Here is a 16,492-nt window from a genome sequence, read left to right as displayed (position 1 = left end):
GTCACAGGGTGCGTAACAGCGCGCCGATCGCCAGGCCGACCACCAGCAGCGCACCCGCCTGCCGGACGTGGACCCAGGCCAGCGCCGCATACCACAGCGGCCACACCGGATATCCCGCCGGCGGCTCGTCGGGCGGCGGGCGCCGAAAATACGGCCATACCTTGACAAGTCGTGGCAGCGCCAGCACGACGAGCAGCGCCGGCCACGGTATCGCGCCCGCGGCCACCGCGACTGCCGCCAACACGTAGAAGCCGACCATCATGGCGAGCGTGACGGCGCGGGCGCGGGTTTCGCCGAGGATCACCGGCAGCGTGTGGATGCCGAGCGGCGCGTCGTAGGGGATCTTGTCGATGTGCTTGCCCATCAACACGGTGGTGCACAGCAGCCCGTAGGGCAGCGACGCCAACAGGACGTCCCAGCCGACCGCGCCGACCGCCGAGTAGTAGGTCCCGCACACCATCAGCGGGCCCCACACCACGAAGACGTCGGGTTCGCCCAAGCCGCGTTTCTTCAGGCGCACCGGCGGCGCGGTATAGGCGACGCTCAACGCAAAACCGGACAACGCGAAGGCAACCACCGGCCAGCCCCGCGCCCACGTCAACACGACCAGGATCGCGAGGTCGGCAAGGTTCACCGCGGCGATCGCGACGAGCAGGGTGCGACGGCTGACCAGACCCGAGAGCACCGGGTGCGGGGCGTACAGGGCCCGCGGATAGCTGGCGCTGTCGGTGCCGGTCTGCGTGTCGTAGAGGTCGTTCATCAAGTTATTGGCGATGTGCGCCAACGTGATTCCGGCGATGGCGAGGACCAGCCAGCGCCAGTCCAGCCCGGGCCGGCCGACCGCCAGCAGCGCGGCGACCAGGCCGGCGAACAGCGTCATCGGCAGCACGGCGGCGCGGGTCACGACAAGCCAGCGGGTGACGACGTCGACCGGCGCGGCCGGCGGCGGGTTGGTGGTGCGCAAGGCGTATGCCCACGAACTGAGCCGGGAACGGACTGTCAGGTCGGACATCGCAGGTGCCTAGCGTGGTAGCGGCGGAACGATCGGCGGCGGGTGCGGTTGGCCGCGGAACTTCTCCAGCGATCCGCCGACCTCGACGATCCCGCACAACGCACTCCAGCTGAGCATGGTCAGGTAGTCGATCAGCTCGTCTGCGGTCATGCGGGGCTCCAGCAACCACGAGTGGGTGGCCAGTTGCACCCCGCCGACAATCATGTAGGCCCAGGGCTCGGCACCGCCGGTGTCCATCCCGGCTTGCTGCATGCGGCGGCGCAGCATGACCGCGATCATGCGGGCGATGATCCGCTCGGAGTCCGCGACGACCTTGCTCTTGCTGGCCGAGCTGTTGGCCATCACGAACCGGTACGGCTCGGGTTCGGCCGCCACGGTCTCGACGTAAACCCGGATGATTTCGCGGGCCAAGTCGAAGCCGTCCAGATTCGAGGAGAGCGCCGCCGCCATGTTGGGGATCAGTGTTTGCTGGGTAAACCGCATCATCACTGCGGTCGTCAGGTCGTTCTTGTCGACGAAGTAGCGGTACAGAACCGTCTTGGAGACCCCGATCTCGCTGGCGATCTCGTCCATGCTGACGTAGCGACCTCGCCGTCGGATCGCTTCGATCGTCCCGTCGATCAGCTCATTGCGGCGTTCCACCTTGTGCTGGTGCCAACGTCGCTTGCGGCCATCGGTCTTTACGTTGCCGGCCGGGACCTGCTGTGCCACTGTCACGGATTCCCATTCATCAGACGCTCTCGATATTACGGTCTCCGGTGGCTTGGCAGCTGGGCCGGTAACAGGTAACTACCCATTTTCACAGTGGATGATGGGGGAGTGGTACATCGAGCCAATCCAGCGGCGCGGGTGCGGCTGCCGATCCGAGCGCAGCCCGCCCCCATGTCCCTGGCGGAATCGTTCGTCGCGGCCGATCCGCAGGCCGACGCCGAACGACGCCGGGCCCTGCGCCGGATGAAGGTGGTGGCACTGAGCTTCCTGGTCGGCGCCACCGGGATCTTTCTCGGCTGCCATTGGGCGCAGTCCGGGGGCGGGGCGGCGGCCTGGGTCGGCTACGTCGGTGCGGCCGCCGAGGCGGGCATGGTGGGCGCACTGGCGGACTGGTTCGCCGTCACCGCGCTGTTCAAGCATCCGCTCGGCATCCCGATCCCGCACACGGCGATCATCAAGCGCAAGAAAGACCAGCTAGGGGAGGGCCTGGGCACGTTCGTGCGGGAGAACTTCCTCTCCCCGCCGGTGGTGGAGACCAAGCTGCGGGACGCGCAGATTCCGAGCCGGCTGGGCAAGTGGCTTTCGGAAATCTCCCACGCCCAGCGGGTGGCCGCCGAGACCGCGACCGTGCTGCGCGTGCTGATGGAACTGCTGCGCGACGAGGACGTCCAGCATGTCATCGACCGGATGATCGTCCGGCGCATCGCCGAGCCGAAGTGGGGCCCGCCGGTGGGCCGGGTGCTGGCCACCCTGCTGGCCGAGAACCGGCAGGAGGCGTTGATCCAGTTGCTGGCCGACCGGGCGTTCCAGTGGTCGCTGAACGCCGGTGAGGTCATTCAGCGGGTGGTCGAGCGTGACTCGCCGAGCTGGTCGCCGCGGTTCATCGACCATCTGGTCGGCGACCGTATCCACCGCGAGCTGATGGACTTCACCGACAAGGTGCGGCGCAACCCCGACCACGAGCTGCGCCGCTCGGCGACCCGGTTCCTCTTCGAGTTCGCCGACGACCTGCAGCACGACGAGGCGACGATCGCGCGTGCCGAGGCCGTCAAGGAGCAGCTGATGGCTCGCGACGAGGTCACCAACGCCGCAGCGACGGCCTGGAAGACCCTGAAACGGCTGGTTCTCGAGGGCGTCGACGACCCGTCCAGCGCCCTGCGCACCCGCATCGCCGACACCGTGGTGCGGATCGGTGAGTCGCTGCGCGACGACGCCGACTTGCGCGACAAGGTCGACGACTGGATCGTGCGCGCGGCCCAGCACCTGGTGTCGCAGTACGGCGTTGAGATCACCGCGATCATCACCGACACCATCGAGCGCTGGGATGCCGCCGAGGCCAGCCGTCGCATCGAGTTGCATGTCGGCCGGGACCTGCAGTTCATCCGGATCAACGGCACCGTGGTGGGCTCGCTGGCCGGCCTGGTGATCTATACGGTGGCGCAGCTAATGTTCTGAGCTGTGCTAACAGTGCTTGCAATAGTTAGCACCTGGTCGTACTGTGGTGCGCGTCAGCACCGACGATCAGACGCGAGGAGCACCAATGCCGCAGGACGACAAGCTTGCTGCAGTGGTGTCCACCGCTGCGTCAGACATCGGCAGTTTCATCAGGGCGCAGCGTGAGGCGGCCCAGGTGTCGGTGCGGCAGTTGGCGGAAAAGGCCGGTGTCAGCAATCCGTATCTGTCCCAGATCGAACGCGGATTGCGGAAACCGTCCGCTGACGTACTCAACCAGATCGCCAAGGCGCTGCGGGTCTCGGCGGAAGTTCTCTATGTGCGGGCCGGGATCCTCGAACCCAGCCCGACTAGCGAGGTCCGCGACGCCATCGTCACCGACATGGCGATCACCGAGCGGCAGAAGCAGGTTCTGCTCGACATCTACACGTCTTTCGTTCAACAGAACGAAGCGGCGCGTGACGAGCCTGCCTAAGCGTTGGGTACGCCGACTGTTCGACCGCCGCTAGAGAAACCATCCACGAAAGGAAACACACACCATGGCCGACAACCCGACCGTTGACGACCTGAAGGCTCCGTTGCTTGCCGCACTCGGCGCCGCCGACCTGGCGCTGGCCACGGTCAACGACCTGCTCGCCGAGCTGCGTGAGCGCGCCGAAGAAACCCGCACCGACACCCGCAGCCGGGTCGAGGAGAGCCGTGCGCGGCTGACCAAGCTGCAGGAGGACCTGCCCGAGCAGCTGCGTGAGCTGCGCGAGCGGTTCACCGCCGATGAGCTGCGGACCGCCGCGGAGGGCTACCTGGAGGCCGCCACCAACCGCTACAACGAGCTCGTCGAGCGCGGCGAGGCCGCCCTGGAGCGGTTGCGCAGCCGGCAGAGCTTCGAGGACGTGTCGGCGCGCGCCGAGGGCTACGTCGACCAGGCAGTCGAGTTGACCCAGGAGGCGCTGGGCACCGTCGCGTCGCAGACCCGCGCGGTCGGCGAGCGCGCCGCCAAGCTGGTCGGCATCGAGCTGCCCGCCAAGAAGGCGCCGGCGAAGAAGGCCCCGGCCAAGAAGACGGCGGCCAAGAAGACCCCGGCCAAGGCCGCGGCCAAGAAGTCGCCCGCCAAGAAGTCGCCGGCCAAGAAGGTCACCCAGAAGTAATCCGCACTACCACCTCGACTCCGAGTTGCCCCGCCGGGCAACTCGGAGTCGACGTTTTTACGGCCGCCCGCATACCCTTACAGGGTGAGCCTTGTGCAAAGCGTCCTGACCTACCTGCTGATCGCCGTGCTGCTGACGACGCTGTACGCGTTCGTGCACGCGGCAATGCAGCCGCCGGACGCCTACACCGCCGCCGACAAAATGACCAAACCGATCTGGCTGGTGATCTTGGGCGTCGCCATGCCGCTCGCCTGGTTGCTGGGTGTGCTCGGGATGGCGATCGCCGCCGGCGCGGCCGGCCTCTACCTGGTCGACGTGCGCCCCAAACTCCTTGAGATTCAAGGCAAATCGCGCTAGCCGTATGCGGGCTTTCGCTGTGCCGGGGGCGCTGATTCTCGCGCTGCTGGCCGCCCCTGCCGCATCCGCGGAAACGGCGACGCCGCCGTTTGTCGACCACACCGAATGGGTGCAGTGGGCTAACGGAACCAGCCTGCGGGTGTTTCCGACTCCGTCGGCGCGGGCAGCCGCCCGGCAGCCCGGCACCGCCGACGCCGACGAGGCCTGGCACGAGGTGCTTGCCAAGGCGCCGGGCGCCGACACGCCCGGCATGCGCGCGCAGTTCATCTGTCACTGGGAGCTGGCGGAATTCGCCGAACCGGGCAAGACCAGCTGGAACCTCGAGCCGTGGCGCCCCGTCGTCGACGACGCCACGATGCTCGCGTCGGGCTGTAACCCCGGCGGCGCCGAGATGTGATGCCGCCGACCCGAAACCAGGTCGCCGCGCTGGTCGACCACACTCTGCTCAAACCCGAGGCCACCGCCGCCGACGTGGCCGCCGTCGTCGCCGAAGGCGCCGAATTGGGCGTCTACGCCGTGTGCGTCTCGCCGTCGATGGTGCCGGTCGCGGCCAAAGCCGGGGGTGTGCGGATCGCCACCGTCGCGGGATTCCCGTCGGGCAAGCACCTGCCCGAGGTGAAGGCGCGTGAAGCGGCGCTGGCCGTCGCATCCGGGGCGGACGAGGTCGACATGGTGATCGACGTGGGCGCCGCGCTCGCAGGTGAGCTGGACGCCGTCCGGTCCGACATCGCGGCGGTGCGCGCCGCCGTGCCCACCGCGGTGCTCAAGGTCATCGTCGAGTCCGCGGTGTTGTTGCCGGCAGGAGACGTCCTGGTTGGCGTGTGCCGCGCCGCCGAGGACGCCGGCGCGGACTTCGTGAAGACCTCCACCGGATTTCATCCGGCCGGCGGGGCCTCGGTGGCGGCCGTCGCGCTGATGGCCGCAACCGTCGGCGGGCGGCTCGGCGTCAAGGCCAGCGGCGGCATCCGTACCGCCGCCGACGCCGTCGCGATGCTCGACGCCGGCGCCACCCGGCTGGGGTTGTCCGGCACCCGCGCGGTGCTCGACGGGCTGGGTCAGAGGTTGTCGAAGCAGGAGTCCTGACTGGACTGCGACGACTCCGGGATGGTGGCGTTCTGGGTCGAAAACGTCGCCTGCACACCGGAATCGGTGACCTTGACGCTGTCGGCGTGAATGCCCAGCGGATAGTTCTGGGTGGCCTTGGAGGTGAGGTCGTCGAGGTTCTTTTGCACCTTGTCCGTCGACATCTTCGAGCCCAGCGCGCTCAGGTCGACCACCTTCAGCGACAGCCCGTTGTTGACGATCTGCGGCTTGAGGGTGGCACTGTCCAGCAGGCCCTTCAACTGGATGGTCCCGTCAGCGGAGTTGGTGGTGACCTTGCTGGCCACAAAGCTGCCCAGCACCGGGATGGCGTCCTCGATCGATTGCTTGATACCGGCCGACGTCCAGGTGATGGTGCCGTTCAGCGAGCCGATCGTGCCCTTGGAGTTGTTGCCGCCGTTGAGGTTGACGTCGTGGATGTCGAGGCTCAGCGTCATGCCCTTGGCGCTGCGCACCTGGTTGCCGGCCGTCTGCACCGAGATGTTGGTGTAGCGGTCCGTGATGTATTGCCACAGCACAGGCGGGGTCACGGCGAACTTCACGGTGGCGCTGTCCTGCGCCTCGCATTCGACCGCGCTGGCGACCTTGCTGTCGGCGGTGTGGCGGGTGTAGAGCTCCGCGCCGATCAGCCCCGCGATCACCAGCAGCAACACGGTGACCAGGATCAGCGCGATCGACGTGGGGTTGCGGAAGAAGCTGCGATGGGCTTGCACCGGCGTGTCCTTCGACTGTGGCTGTGTCGAGATCCGAGTGGTGGCCTGCTCCTGGACGCTGGGCCCCGGGCCGGGCTGACGCGCCTGCGGGTTAGGCGGCGGCGCCGGCCGATGCGGCGGCGGGCCGGCCTGTCGCGGCGGCGGTGGCGGCGGCCCGGGCTGGCGCGGTGGCGGAGGCGGAGCGGGCCGGCGGGGATCCTGCGGTCGGCCGCTCTGCGGGATCCGCTGGGTCGGTGATTGGGACGGGCCAGGAGTCTGCTGCGGGCGGCCTGAGGGTCGGGCCCATTCCGACCCGTCGCCGCGAGAGGGCCCTTGCGGAGTCGTCACTATCGCGATTTTGCCCTATCGACCGAAGCGACGTCCAAAGTCCGTTACAGCTTGGCGAAACACGGGTCCGACTGGCCGGGCGGTATCGAGGCGTTGCGCGTCGAAAAGTGCGCTTTCACACCATCATCGGTGACCTGCACGGCATCGGCGTGAATACCCAGGGGGTAGTCGTTGATCAGCCTCGAGGTGAAGACGTCCAGCGCATCCTGTGCGGTCTCGGCCGGCACCGGGGCGCCCATCGCGGTGACCGTGACGACCTTCAGCGACAGGCCGTTGTTGGCGACGGCGGGCTTGACGGTGACGCTGCCCAGGCCCAGCGCGCCCTTGAGCTCGATGGTGCCGGCGCTCGGATTGGTGGTCACGCTGTTGACCAGGCCGCCGACGAACGGGACCGCATCGGCCACCGTTTCCTTGATGCCCTCCGAACTCCAGGTGATGGCGGCGTCCAGCGCGCGGATCGTGCCCTTGGAGTTGGCGTCGCCGTGCAGGTTGACCTCGCTGATCTCGATGTCGGCCCGCATTCCCTTGGCGCTGCGGATCTGGTTGCCGGCGGTCTTGATCGAGATGTCGCGGTAGTCGCCGGCCAAGTGCTGCAGCAGGAACGGGTACGGGCCGAACGAGACGCTGGCCTTGTCCTGCACCACGCATTCGGTTGCCGCGGCCACCACACTGTCGGCGCGGTGGCGTGCATACAGTTCGCCGCCGACGACGCCGGCGGCGCACAGCAACAGCACGATGACCGCGACCAGGACCATCGACAGCGGGTCGCGGAACAACCGGCGTTTGGTTTTGCCAGGCATTTTCACGGTTGCGGCGTCCTCAGCTGGGTACTCCTGGACGCCCGGCGGCGGCTCCGACGGTGGATGCGGCTGCGCGGCACCTTCGCTCCCCGGCCGAGCCCAAATCGACGGGTCGTCGGGTGGAGGTCCCTGCGGGTTCGTCACCTGGGCGATTCTGCCTTATCGACGTCGGGAAAGTCGGCCTGGTTGCGCAGCACGGCGATGGTGTCTCGCGCCGCGGCGACCTGGTCGAGGTCGATGTCGGCGACCAGCAGCTGCGGGTCGGCGCCGGCTGAGGACACCACCTCGCCGAACGGCGAGACCACCAGGCTCCCGCCCACCCCGGTGGGGGCGCCCGAGCCGCTGGGCGGATGGCCGGGATCGGCCTGCCCGGCCGCCGCGATGTAGCTCGTGGAGTCCAGTGCGCGGGCCCGCGCCAGCAGCGTCCACTGCTCGAGCTTGCCGCGCCCGGCACCCCACGACGCCGCGACGGCGATCAGTTGCGCGCCCCCGCGCGCCAGCGTGGTGTAGAGCGCGGGAAAGCGGATGTCGTAGCAGGTGCTCAACCCGACCCCGACGCCGTCGACCGTGATCACCACCGGCTCCCGGCCCGGCGCGACCGTGCGCGACTCGGTGAACCCGAACGCGTCGTAGAGGTGGATCTTGTCGTAATGCGCGTCGGTGCCGGGGCCAGCGGCCAGCAGGGTGTTGGTGACTCGTCCCTCGCCGGCCGGGGCGAACATGCCGGCGATCACGGTGATTCCGGCGTCGGCGGCGATGCGGCGCACCCCGTCGGCCCACGGGCCGTCGACCGGTTCGGCGATCGGCGCCAGCGGCACCCCGAACCGGCACATCGTCGCCTCGGGGAACACCACCAGCGCCGCGCCGGCGTCGGCGGCCCGGCTGGTGTAGTCGCGCACCAGGTTCAGGTTCTCCGCCGGCTCGGTGCCGCTGAGGATCTGGGCCACCGCAATCCGCATACCTGCGAGCGTAGAACCGGCTTAGGCTGTCTGGCTGATCCACATGGTGGTGAAGCGCTGCTCGGCGATCAGCAGCTCGACCAGCTGACTTCCGATGAAGTTCTCAAGTTTGCCGCCGACCAGCGGGATGCGGACCTCGACCGTCGCCCGGAATTTCAGCCGGGCGCCGCCCGTCTCGGCCATCGGCTCCAGCACGGCGGTCCCGGTCAGCGAGGCCGGCGCGTCGACGATCGCTCCGGCGACGGTGGCATTGGCGATCCCATCACTGATTGCGGTCCATTTCTCCTCGCGCCGGATGCGCAGATCGCCGCGGTGGAACTGGGTGACCACGGCCGGCAGCCGGTCGCTGCGCAACACCTGGGTGGTGACCACGTCGATACCGCCGTCGTCGTCGAGGCGCAGCACGTCCAGCGTCGCGTCGTCGGCGCCGGAATCGGCCAGTCGGGCCCGCCAGTACTTCTCGTCGCCGAATGCCCGAAGCACATCTTCGACGGTGGCCCCGTAGTCCGTGGACATGTCGAATGAACGCGGCATAGCAGGTCACGCTACCGTTACCGCCCGTGGCGGGAACGTTGTTCGCGGGTGCGCGCGTCGCCGAAAACGTGCCGTTGGCCCCGCTGACCACCTTGCGCGTCGGACCGGTCGCGCAACGCGTGATCACCTGCACCAGCACCGAACAAGTGGTCGCCACGCTGGCTCGGCTGGACGCCGAGCACTGCCGGCCGCTGCTGGTGTTGGCCGGCGGTTCCAACGTGGTGATCGCCGATACGTTGACCGACTTGACCGTGGTGCGCCTGGCCACCAGCGACATCAGCATCGAGGGCAACGTGCTGCGCGCACAGGCCGGTGCGGTGTGGGACGACGTCGTAGCCACCGCCGTCGCCGCCGGCCTGGGCGGGCTGGAGTGCATGTCCGGCATCCCTGGTTCGGCAGGCGCCACCCCGGTGCAGAACGTCGGCGCATACGGCGCCGAGGTGGCCGACACGATCACTCGGGTGCAGTTGTTGGACCGCCGCAGCGGCGACGTGCGCTGGGTGGCGCCCGACGAACTGGGGTTCGGCTATCGCACCAGCGTGCTCAAGCATTCGCACGACGCCGTCGTTCTGGAAGTGGAGTTCGCGCTGGACGCTTCGGGCCGCAGCGCGCCGCTGCGCTATGGCGAGCTGATCGCCGCGCTGAATGCGAGGGCGGGCCAGCGTACCGATCCGGCACAGGTGCGCAAGGCCGTGCTGGCACTGCGGGCCCGCAAGGGCATGGTGCTCGACGCCGCCGACCACGACACCTGGAGCGTGGGCTCGTTTTTCACCAATCCTGTTGTGCCGCAAGACGTTTACCAACGACTGGCGGATCAGGCCGACCGGCCGGTGCCGCACTATCCCGCGCCCGATGGTGTCAAGCTGGCCGCCGGCTGGCTGGTCGAGCAGGCGGGCTTCGGCAAGGGCTATCCCGACAGCGACAGCGCACCCTGCCGACTGTCGACCAAGCATGCGCTTGCTTTGACCAACCGCGGTGCGGCCACCGCCGCCGACGTGGTGGCGCTGGCGCGCACGGTGCGCGACGGCGTCCGCGATGTGTTTGGCATCACACTCGTACCCGAACCGGTGCTGGTCGGCTGCGCGTTGTAGCCGCGCGTGCGCGGGGCGGGCCGTTTTCGCCGGTATCTTTGTCTGTCGTGGACACAGCGCGCGACCTGCCGTCGATCAACCGGCGCCGGGCCTTGTCGACGCTGGTGGTGGGGATGTTCGCACCGAACGTGCTGGCGGCTTGTGTCGGGGGATCAAGCAAGCAAGCCGAGAAGGCCAAACCACCGGCGGCGCCGACTTTGAACTTCCATCCGGCCGACAAGGCCGAGGACGTGGTGCCGACCGCACCGATCAGTGTCGAGGTTCGCGACGGCTGGTTTCAGAAGGTGGCGCTGACGAATTCGGCCGGCAAGGTGGTGGCCGGTGCGCTCAACCGCGACCGCACGGTCTACACGATCACCGAGCCGCTCGGCTACGACGCCACCTACACCTGGAGCGGCTCCGTGGTAGGCCACGACGGCAAGGCCATGCCGGTGGCCGGCAAGCTCACCACCGTCACGCCCACCAAGGTGATCGACGGCGGGTTCCAGCTGACCGACGGCCAGACGGTCGGGGTGGCCGCGCCGATCATCATCCAGTTCGACTCGCCGATTTCCGACAAGGCCGCCGTCGAGCGTGCATTGAAGGTCACCACCGACCCGCCCGTCGAGGGCAGTTGGGCCTGGCTGCCCGACGAGGCCCAGGGAGCGCGGGTGCACTACCGCACCCGCGAGTACTACCCGGCGGGAACCAAGGTCAACGTCGACGCCAAGCTCTACGGGCTGGCGTTCGGCGACGGCGCCTACGGCAAGCAGGACATGAGCCTGAGCTTTTCGATCGGCCGGCGCCAGGTGGTCAAGGCCGAGATCTCGTCGCACCGCATCCAGGTGGTGCGCGACGAGGGCGTCATCATGGACTTCCCCTGCAGCTACGGCGAGGGCGACAAGCCACGCAACGTCACCCGCAACGGAATCCACGTGGTCAGCGAGAAATACTCGGACTTCTACATGTCCAACCCGGCCGCTGGATACAGCAACATCCACGAGCGCTGGGCCGTCCGTATTTCCAACAACGGTGAGTTCATCCATGCCAACCCGGCAAGTGCTGGGGCACAGGGCAATTCGAACGTCACCAACGGCTGCATCAACCTGTCGACGGCCGACGCCGAGCAGTACTTCAACAGCGCTATCTACGGCGACCCGGTCGAGGTGACCGGCAGCCGGATCGAGCTGTCCTACGCCGACGGCGACATCTGGGACTGGGCCGTGGACTGGGACACCTGGGTGTCGATGTCGGCGCTGCCGCCGGCCAACGGGTCCAAGCCGTCGCCGGCGTCGCTGCCGCGCAGCGCCCCGGCCACGCCCAAGGATGCACCGTCGCTGTCGGGCACCCCGACTACGAGCGCCCGACCCGGCGGCTAGCGGTGGCCTGATCGCGCGGCCGGATCACGATCTGGTCGATGTTGACGTGCGACGGCCGGGACGCCACGAACCCGATCACCTCGGCGATGTCGGCGGCCACTAGCGGCGTCATCCCTTCATAGACGGCGTCGGCGCGCTGCTGGTCGCCGCCGAAGCGCACCAGCGAGAACTCCGTTTCGACGGCGCCGGGCGCAATCTCGGTGAGCCGCACCGGCTTTCCCAACAGCTCGCCGCGCAGCGTGCGGTGCAGCGCACCCTGCGCGTGCTTGGCCGACGTGTAGCCGGCGCCGCCGTCGTAAATCTCGAATGCGGCGACCGAGGTGACCGTGACGATCAGCCCGTCGCCGGATGCGATCAGCTTGGGCAGCAGCGCGCGGGTCATCCGCAGCGTGCCGAGCACGTTGGTCTCCCACATCCAGCGCCAATGCTCCAGGTCGGCGTCGGCCACCGGCTCTAGGCCCTTGGCGCCGCCGGCGTTGTTGACCAGCACGTCGACCCGGTCCAGCCCGGCGGCCAGCGCGTCCACCGCGGCGGCGTCGGTGACGTCGGCCACTACCGCGGTGCCGCCGATCTCGCCGGCCAGCTTCTCGACGCGGTCGGCCCGCCGTGCCACTGCCACCACGTGAAAGCCTTGGGCCGCAAGGGTTCTCGCGGTCGCTTCACCGATACCGGCGCTCGCGCCGGTGACCACGGCGACCCGCTTCGAAGTCGTCATCGGGACCACTTTAGTAACCGTGCTAAATTCCTGGTGTGTACTCGAGCGCTGTGTTCGGTCTGACGTCCGCGTGTCTGTTTGCGGACTGCGCATGTTGTCGCTGCGCACTTTGCCGCGCCTGACCGGCCTTTTCGAATTACCGAAGCCGGCGTGCGGCCAGGACCCGCCATCGGAACTCGGACAAGGACACACACCGTGCGCACCACCACTCTCAGTACCGTTACCAGCCACTCCCACACCCGCAAGACCCCGCTGCGGGCGCGGCACGTCGTGGCGCCGTCACTGCAGCTCTCCGACGCCGCCGCGGCGTCGGTGTTTCGGGCGGTGCGGCTGCGCGGCCCGATCGGCCGCGACGTCATCGCTCAAGCCACCTCGCTGAGCATCGCCACGGTCAACCGGCAGGTCATCGCGCTACTGGACGCCGGCCTGCTGCGTGAGCGCGCGGACCTCGCGGTCGCCGGCGCCATCGGGCGCCCGCGGGTGCCCGTCGAGGTCAACCACGAGCCATTCCTGACCCTGGGCATCCACATCGGGGCGCGAACCACCAGCATCGTCGCCACCGACCTCTTCGGCCGCACACTGGACGCCGTCGAGACCGCGACACCGCTGAGCGGGCACGCGTCCGCGCTGGCGTCGCTGGCCGACGGCGCCCGCCGCTACCTGCGGCGCTGGCACCGGCGGCGGCCGCTGTGGGTCGGGGTCGCGATCGGCGGGGCCGTCGACGGCGCCACCGGGCACGTCGACCACCCGCGGCTGGGCTGGCGCGACGCGCCGGTCGGCCCGGTGCTGGCCGAGGCGCTGGGACTGCCAGTGTCGGTGGCCTCGCACGTCGACGCGATGGCCGGGGCCGAGCTGCTGCTGGGGATGCGCCGCGTCACGCCGAACCCGTCGACCAGCCTCTACGTCTACGCCCGCGAGACCGTGGGGTATGCGCTGATGATCGGCGGGCGGGTGCACAGCCCGGCCAGCGGCCCCGGCACCATCGCGAACTTGCCCGCCACATCGGAGCTGCTCGGCGGCTCCGGGCAACTGGAGTCCACGGTCAGCGACGAGGCCGTGCTGGCCGCGGCCCGACGGCTCGGTCTGCTGCCCGGTGCGCGAACGCCGGCGCGCAACGGCTCGGGCATCACGGAGCTCATCAAGGCGGCGCGGGCCGGCAACCAGCAGGCCGCAGAGCTGCTGGCCGAGCGGGCCCGGGTGCTCGGCGAAGCGGTCGCGCTGCTGCGTGACCTGCTCAACCCCGACGACCTGGTGGTCGGCGGGCAGGCGTTCACCGAGTACCCGGAGGGAATGGCGCACGTCGAGACGGCATTCGCCGCGCGCTCGGTGCTGCCGCGACGAGACATCCGGGTGACGGCGTTCGGCAACCGGGTGCAGGAGGCCGGGGCCGGCATCGTGTCGCTGGGCGGGCTGTACGCCGACCCGCTCGGCGCAATGCGGCGCGCCCAGGGCCCGGCGTTGCGGGTTGCAGCCGCCGAATCGTCCGCCTGACGTGGCCCGTCGGGCAGTGCTGCAAAGATGGCGGTGTGCCACATAACGCGCTGCCCCGGCTGGACGTCTCCGACCTGACCGATCCCCGCCGGGTGGCGGTGCTATCGGTGCACACCTCGCCGCTGGCCCAGCCGGGCACCGGGGACGCCGGCGGAATGAACGTCTACGTGCTGCAAAGCGCGCTGCATCTGGCCCGCCGCGGTGTTGCGGTGGAGATCTTCACCCGGGCCACCGCGTCCACCGATCCGCCGGTCGTGGTGGTGGCGCCCGGCGTGCTGGTGCGCAACGTGGTGGCCGGGCCGTTCGAAGGCCTGGACAAATACGACCTGCCCACCCAGCTGTGCGCGTTCGCGGCCGGGGTGCTGCGCGCCGAGGCCGCCCACGAGCCGGGCTACTACGACATCGTGCACTCGCACTACTGGCTGTCCGGTCAGGTCGGCTGGCTGGCCCGGGACCGTTGGGCGGTGCCGCTGGTGCACACCGCGCACACCCTGGCCGCGGTCAAGAACGCGGCGCTGGCCGACGGGGACGCTCCCGAGCCGCCGCTGCGCACGGTCGGCGAGCAGCAGGTCGTCGACGAGGCGGACCGGCTGATTGTCAACACCGAAGAGGAAGCGGCACAACTGGTTTCGCTGCACAACGCCGATCCCGCGCGGATCGACGTGGCGCATCCCGGGGTGGACCTGGACGTGTTCCGGCCGGGGGACCGCCGCGCCGCGCGCGCCGCGCTGGGGTTGCCGCTCGATGCGCACGTGGTGGCCTTCGTCGGCCGGATCCAGCCGCTCAAGGCGCCCGACATTCTGCTGCGCGCCGCCGCCAAACTGCCGCGGGTGCACATCGTGGTGGCCGGCGGGCCGTCGGGCAGCGGGTTGGCCGCACCGGACGGGCTGGTTCGGCTGGCCGACGATCTGGGTATCAGCGACCGGGTGACGTTCCTGCCGCCTTTGGCGCGGTCCGAGCTGGCCAGGTTGTTCCAGGCTGCCGATGTGGTGGGGGTGCCCAGTTATTCGGAGTCGTTCGGCCTGGTCGCGGTGGAGGCACAAGCCTGCGGCACGCCGGTGGTGGCCGCCGCCGTCGGCGGGCTGCCGGTGGCGGTGCGCGACGGGGTCAGCGGCACCCTGGTGTCCGGGCACGACGTGGACAGGTGGGCCGACGCCATCGACAAGGTGCTGCGGCTCGACGGTGCCATGAGCCGCTCCGCAGTCGAGCATGCCGCGACGTTCTCGTGGGACAACACCGTCGACGCGCTGCTGGCCAGCTACCGTCGCGCGATCGGTGAGTTCGCTTCCCGTGGTCCGGTGCGCGAGTTGATGCGCGCATGACTCGCGCCGACGACGATGATGCCGGCGAAGCCGGGATCGAGGAGTGGCGCGCATGACTGACGTGCAGAAGGTGATCGAGGACGCTCTCGAGGCCAGCAAGCTGACCTACTCGCGGCACGAGGGTGCGCACGGCGGCTCGCCCGGGGTGGTCGTGGAGCTGCCCGGTGAACGCAAACTCAAGACCAACACCATCCTGAGCATCGGCGAGCACTCGGTGCGCGTCGAGGCGTTCGTGTGCCGCAAGCCCGACGAGAACCACGAAGGCGTCTACCGGTTTCTTCTGCGACGCAACCGCCGCCTCTACGGCGTCGCGTACACGCTCGACAACGTCGGCGACATCTACCTGGTGGGCCGGATGTCGCTGGCATCGGTGAGCGCCGCCGAGATCGACCGGGTGCTCGGCCAGGTGCTCGAGGCGGTGGATTCGGACTTTAATACGTTGCTGGAGTTGGGTTTTCGCTCGTCGATCCAAAAAGAGTGGGAGTGGCGGGTGTCCCGCGGCGAGTCGCTGAAGAACCTGGAGGCGTTCGCGCATTTGATCGACGACGACGAGGCGCCCGGTTGACGATGCGGGCGGGAACCGCCCGAGGAGGAGCCGGGCAATGACACCTGACAGACTTCCCTGCATGGCCACGTTGGTGTTGCTTCGCCACGGCGAGAGCGAATGGAACGCACTGAATCTGTTCACCGGCTGGGTCGACGTCGACCTGACCGACAAGGGCCGCGCCGAGGCGGTCCGCAGCGGCGAGCTGATGGTCGAACACGACCTGCTGCCCGACGTGGTCTACACCTCGCTGCTGCGACGGGCCATCACCACCGCGAATCTGGCACTGGACGTCGCGGACCGGCACTGGATTCCGGTGCGGCGCAGCTGGCGGCTCAACGAACGTCACTACGGCGCATTGCAGGGCCTGGACAAGGCCGAAACCAAGGCCCGCTACGGCGACGAGCAGTTCATGGCGTGGCGCCGCAGCTACGACACGCCGCCGCCGCCGATCGAGAGGGGCAGCCAGTTCAGCCAGGACACCGACCCGCGCTACGCCAACATCGGCGGCGGCCCGTTGACCGAGTGCCTGGCCGACGTGGTGGCCCGGTTCCTGCCGTATTTCACCGACGTCGTCGTCCCGGACCTGCGCTCCGGCAAAACAGTGCTGATCGCGGCGCACGGCAACTCGCTGCGGGCGCTGGTCAAGTACCTCGACGGCATGTCCGACGAGGAGGTCGTCGGGCTCAACATTCCCACCGGGATCCCGCTGCGTTACGACCTGGACGCCGACCTGCGGCCCACGGTCACCGGCGGCACCTACCTGGACCCGGAGGCTGCCGCCGCCGGCGCCGCCGCGGTCGCCAGCCAGGGAACGCGCTGACGCCGGTTTTGGCGCTCGTTTGGCAAACAACACATGA

General features: G+C 69.1%; 19 protein-coding genes. 12 read left to right on the top strand and 7 right to left on the bottom strand.

The features are described from left to right. Position 1: 1 nt before the first annotated feature. Together G6N47_RS04630 and G6N47_RS04625 are read right to left on the bottom strand one after the other, a co-directional pair. On the bottom strand, positions 2–1,012 hold the full coding sequence (locus G6N47_RS04630; RefSeq protein WP_083130389.1) for a prenyltransferase: 1,011 nt from the start codon (positions 1,010–1,012) through the stop codon (positions 2–4). A 9-nt stretch (positions 1,013–1,021) separates the two neighbouring features. Next, positions 1,022–1,723 (bottom strand): TetR/AcrR family transcriptional regulator, encoded by a 702-nt coding sequence (locus tag G6N47_RS04625; protein ID WP_083130388.1) that lies wholly within the window; start codon positions 1,721–1,723, stop codon positions 1,022–1,024. 171 nt (positions 1,724–1,894) lie between these two features. Between G6N47_RS04625 and G6N47_RS04620 the strand changes: the two genes are divergently transcribed. The 6 genes from G6N47_RS04620 to deoC all read left to right on the top strand — a co-directional run bounded on the left by G6N47_RS04620 (position 1,895) and on the right by deoC (position 5,760). Continuing rightward, positions 1,895–3,178, top strand: a complete 1,284-nt coding sequence (locus G6N47_RS04620) for a DUF445 domain-containing protein (RefSeq protein ID WP_083130545.1) — start codon at positions 1,895–1,897, stop codon at positions 3,176–3,178. Positions 3,179–3,263: 85 nt separating this feature from the next. Next, positions 3,264–3,650: a helix-turn-helix domain-containing protein gene (locus G6N47_RS04615; protein WP_083130387.1), complete on the top strand. Its 387-nt coding sequence runs from the start codon at positions 3,264–3,266 to the stop codon at positions 3,648–3,650. Between the two features lie 64 nt (positions 3,651–3,714). Beyond that, entirely contained in the window at positions 3,715–4,320 is a 606-nt protein-coding gene (gene hbhA, locus G6N47_RS04610) for a heparin-binding hemagglutinin HbhA (RefSeq protein ID WP_083130386.1), read from the top strand. Between the two features lie 84 nt (positions 4,321–4,404). Next, positions 4,405–4,677 (top strand): DUF2516 family protein, encoded by a 273-nt coding sequence (locus G6N47_RS04605; RefSeq protein WP_372517501.1) that lies wholly within the window; start codon positions 4,405–4,407, stop codon positions 4,675–4,677. A gap of 4 nt (positions 4,678–4,681) precedes the next feature. Continuing rightward, the gene (locus G6N47_RS04600) at positions 4,682–5,074 is read left to right on the top strand and encodes a DUF2599 domain-containing protein (RefSeq protein WP_083130385.1); all 393 of its coding nucleotides are present in this window, start codon (positions 4,682–4,684) and stop codon (positions 5,072–5,074) included. Next, positions 5,074–5,760, top strand: a complete 687-nt coding sequence (deoC, locus tag G6N47_RS04595; protein ID WP_083130384.1) for a deoxyribose-phosphate aldolase — start codon at positions 5,074–5,076, stop codon at positions 5,758–5,760. The genes G6N47_RS04600 and deoC overlap by 1 nt, the downstream gene beginning before the upstream one ends. Here the strand turns inward: deoC and G6N47_RS04590 are convergent. The 4 genes from G6N47_RS04590 to G6N47_RS04575 are packed head-to-tail and all read right to left on the bottom strand — an operon-like array spanning position 5,733 to position 9,111. Then, on the bottom strand, positions 5,733–6,818 hold the full coding sequence (locus G6N47_RS04590; protein ID WP_083130383.1) for an LmeA family phospholipid-binding protein: 1,086 nt from the start codon (positions 6,816–6,818) through the stop codon (positions 5,733–5,735). The genes deoC and G6N47_RS04590 overlap by 28 nt on opposite strands. Positions 6,819–6,862: 44 nt before the next feature. Continuing rightward, positions 6,863–7,762 carry an LmeA family phospholipid-binding protein gene (locus G6N47_RS04585; protein ID WP_083130382.1) on the bottom strand — a complete coding sequence of 300 codons (900 nt, stop codon included), beginning with the start codon at positions 7,760–7,762 and terminating at the stop codon, positions 6,863–6,865. After that, entirely contained in the window at positions 7,759–8,577 is an 819-nt protein-coding gene (locus tag G6N47_RS04580; RefSeq protein WP_083130381.1) for a carbon-nitrogen hydrolase family protein, read from the bottom strand. The genes G6N47_RS04585 and G6N47_RS04580 overlap by 4 nt, the downstream gene beginning before the upstream one ends. A gap of 21 nt (positions 8,578–8,598) precedes the next feature. Then, on the bottom strand, positions 8,599–9,111 hold the full coding sequence (locus G6N47_RS04575; protein WP_083130380.1) for a DUF2505 domain-containing protein: 513 nt from the start codon (positions 9,109–9,111) through the stop codon (positions 8,599–8,601). A 26-nt stretch (positions 9,112–9,137) separates the two neighbouring features. On the opposite strand from G6N47_RS04575, the gene G6N47_RS04570 reads away from it, so the two are divergent. Further along, positions 9,138–10,202: a UDP-N-acetylmuramate dehydrogenase gene (locus G6N47_RS04570; RefSeq protein WP_083130379.1), complete on the top strand. Its 1,065-nt coding sequence runs from the start codon at positions 9,138–9,140 to the stop codon at positions 10,200–10,202. 113 nt (positions 10,203–10,315) lie between these two features. Continuing rightward, complete coding sequence (locus G6N47_RS04565; protein WP_083130543.1) at positions 10,316–11,560, top strand: L,D-transpeptidase; 1,245 nt, start codon at positions 10,316–10,318, stop codon at positions 11,558–11,560. Here G6N47_RS04565 and G6N47_RS04560 read toward each other — a convergent pair. Next, on the bottom strand, positions 11,535–12,275 hold the full coding sequence (locus tag G6N47_RS04560) for an SDR family NAD(P)-dependent oxidoreductase (RefSeq protein ID WP_083130378.1): 741 nt from the start codon (positions 12,273–12,275) through the stop codon (positions 11,535–11,537). The genes G6N47_RS04565 and G6N47_RS04560 overlap by 26 nt on opposite strands. A gap of 195 nt (positions 12,276–12,470) precedes the next feature. Between G6N47_RS04560 and G6N47_RS04555 the strand changes: the two genes are divergently transcribed. The 4 genes from G6N47_RS04555 (at position 12,471) to G6N47_RS04540 (ending at position 16,455) form a co-directional block, all read left to right on the top strand. Beyond that, positions 12,471–13,766, top strand: coding sequence for an ROK family transcriptional regulator (locus G6N47_RS04555; protein WP_083130377.1), 1,296 nt, complete (start codon positions 12,471–12,473; stop codon positions 13,764–13,766). A gap of 35 nt (positions 13,767–13,801) precedes the next feature. After that, positions 13,802–15,088, top strand: a complete 1,287-nt coding sequence (gene mshA, locus G6N47_RS04550; protein WP_139799349.1) for a D-inositol-3-phosphate glycosyltransferase — start codon at positions 13,802–13,804, stop codon at positions 15,086–15,088. Between the two features lie 52 nt (positions 15,089–15,140). Continuing rightward, entirely contained in the window at positions 15,141–15,653 is a 513-nt protein-coding gene (locus G6N47_RS04545) for a type III secretion system chaperone family protein (RefSeq protein ID WP_083130376.1), read from the top strand. 61 nt (positions 15,654–15,714) lie between these two features. Beyond that, a complete protein-coding gene (locus G6N47_RS04540; RefSeq protein WP_083130375.1) occupies positions 15,715–16,455 on the top strand; it encodes a phosphoglyceromutase in 741 nt (246 codons plus the stop codon). Positions 16,456–16,492 lie beyond the last annotated feature (37 nt).

Source organism: Mycobacterium branderi (genome assembly GCF_010728725.1).
Lineage (GTDB): Bacteria > Actinomycetota > Actinomycetes > Mycobacteriales > Mycobacteriaceae > Mycobacterium > Mycobacterium branderi.
This window is presented reverse-complemented; position numbering and strand designations above follow the sequence as displayed.